Raw genomic sequence first — 2,278 nt, forward strand, 5'->3', positions numbered from 1 at the left:
CGAGCACCGTACGGCTCGCGCGGCGCGCGGCGAGTACGGCACCGCACAGCGCGGCGAGCGCGACCCCCGCAGCGAGCGCGACGCCGAGTTCCACCGCGCCCCCGGGATCGTCCTCGGCGCCGAGGAGCAGCAGGACCGCGGCGAGGCCGCTGAGCGCGACGGCGAGCGCGGGCAGGACCGCGGTGCGCAGCAGCAGTGTCCGTATGTGCGACTCGGGCAGCAGGGCGCCCGGTCTGCCGTGGCGGGCCCCGCCGTCGCGGCGGTCCGCTCGCCCGGCGGAGGCGCGGAGGTGTGTCATCGACGTCCTCGGTACGGGGGATTACATGCTGCGGGCACGGATCTCGCGCCACTCCCGGCGCGGGTGCGGCGGGGGGCGACGGCAGCCCACGGTAGTGACCAACTGAACAACGGAAGGGGCCTGTTGACAAACCCGTACGGCCGAGGTCCCGCTTCAGCGGGAGGTGACGAACGGACGTACGGATCACGTTGCGAACACCCGTATGCACCCGCCCGTTTCTTCGTACACGCGTACGGGAACACAGGTGCGCCCCCTCGCACACGAGGTCCCCGCCCCGTCCCGTAGCCTCGGGCCGCCGATGACGGACGGGGCAGCGGAAGGGGAGACGGATGCCGCACGGGACACACGAGGGGGCGCGCCAGGAGGCGCACGGGGGGAGCTGTTGCGCGCCGGGCGCGGGCGGCGAGGTGTTCGCGCTCTCGGTGCCGGTACGGAGCGGCCCGGCGGAGGTCGCCGCGCCCCCGGCGGACCCGGGGCCCGAGCCCTCCGTGGCCCTCGACGGCGGCACCTTCCTCATGGGCACCGAGGACGCGGAGGGCTTCGCCGCCGACGGGGAGGGGCCCGTACGCGAGGTACGGCTCTCGCCGTTCCGGATCGGCACCCTCGCCGTGACCAACGCGCGCTTCGCCGCCTTCGTCGCCGCGACGGGGCACGTCACCGAGGCCGAGCGCTTCGGCTGGTCCTTCGTGTTCGCCTCGTTCCTGCCCGGCGCGCTGCGCCGCGACGCGCCGCGCCCGGACGCGACGCCGTGGTGGTGCGGCGTCAGCGGTGCGACGTGGCGGGCGCCCGAGGGGCCCGGCAGCGACCTCGACGAGCGCTGGGACCACCCGGTCGTGCACGTCGGCTGGGCCGACGCGGCGGCGTACTGCCGGTGGGCGGGCGGACGGCTGCCGACCGAGGCGGAGTGGGAGTACGCGGCACGGGGCGGCCTCGCGGAGCGCCGCTACCCGTGGGGCGACGAGCTGACCCCGGGCGGGGAGCACCGCTGCAACATCTGGCAGGGCCGCTTCCCCACCACGAACACCGCCGAGGACGGCTACCGCGGCACCGCGCCCGCCCATGCCTTCCCGCCCAACGGCTACGGGCTGCACAACGTCGCCGGCAATGTCTGGGAGTGGTGCGCCGACCGCTGGGGCACGGAGCACTCCGCGCGCCCGGCGACCGACCCGAAGGGCCCGCGCCGGGGCACCTCGCGGGTCATGCGCGGCGGCTCGTACCTGTGCCATCACTCGTACTGCAACCGCTACCGCGTCGCGGCGCGCACCTCCAACACGCCCGACAGCAGCGCGGGGAACCTCGGCTTCCGCTGCGCCTGGGACGCCTGAGCCGGGCCGCGCTGTTGCGGCGCGTTGCGGGCTCGTGAAAACCCGCCCGCGCACGGCCTCCCCGGGCACCCCGCCGACCTGCGGAAACACCGCGAGGCGGGGAGCCCGGGATTTTTTCCGGGGCGTTGACCTAAAAAGGGCCGCGCCGCACCCTGACCCGCATGCCGACCGACCTTGAGGGCGGACCGCTGGCGCGGCTGCGCCGGGGTCACGAGGAACTCGTCCTGTCCCTGCTGCGCACGCAGGGCCCGCTGTCCCGCGCCGCACTGACGCGGCTGAGCGGGCTCTCGCGCACGACGCTGTACGGCATCGTGGGTGATCTCGTCGCGCGCGGTGCGCTCGTCGCCGCGCCGCCGCCCACCGAGGGCCGCGGGCGGGGGCGTCCCGTCGAGACGCTGTCCCTCGACCCGGCGGCCGGGCAGGCGCTCGGGATCGACTTCGCGCGCCGCGCGGTGCACGTCGCCGCCGTCAACGTCGCACACGAGGTGGTGGGCACCGCGAGCGCGGCGCACGGGGCCGAGGTGACGTGGGCCGAGCGCCTCGACCTCGCGAGCCGCCTCGTCGGCGAACTCCCGGGCGGCGGGGTGCGGCTCGCTTCGCTGAGCGGGGTCGGGGTGGGTGTCGTGGGCCCCGCGGGGACCGTGGGGCGCGCGGG

Annotated in this window: 1 protein-coding gene and 2 pseudogenes; 2 read left to right on the plus strand and 1 reads right to left on the minus strand. The window is 76.2% G+C overall.

The annotated features are described in order from the left end of the window. Window positions 1-298, minus strand: a pseudogene (locus G3I42_RS32965) (hypothetical protein); the annotation flags it as partial. Between the two features lie 407 nt (window positions 299-705). Here G3I42_RS32965 and G3I42_RS32970 point away from each other — a divergent pair. Beyond that, window positions 706-1,623: a formylglycine-generating enzyme family protein gene (locus G3I42_RS32970; RefSeq protein ID WP_164291347.1), complete on the plus strand. Its 918-nt coding sequence runs from the start codon at window positions 706-708 to the stop codon at window positions 1,621-1,623. Window positions 1,624-1,784: 161 nt separating this feature from the next. Continuing rightward, window positions 1,785-2,278, plus strand: a pseudogene (locus tag G3I42_RS32975) (ROK family transcriptional regulator); the annotation flags it as partial.

The sequence above is a fragment of the Streptomyces sp. SID11385 genome (assembly GCF_010548245.1).
Lineage (GTDB): Bacteria > Actinomycetota > Actinomycetes > Streptomycetales > Streptomycetaceae > Streptomyces.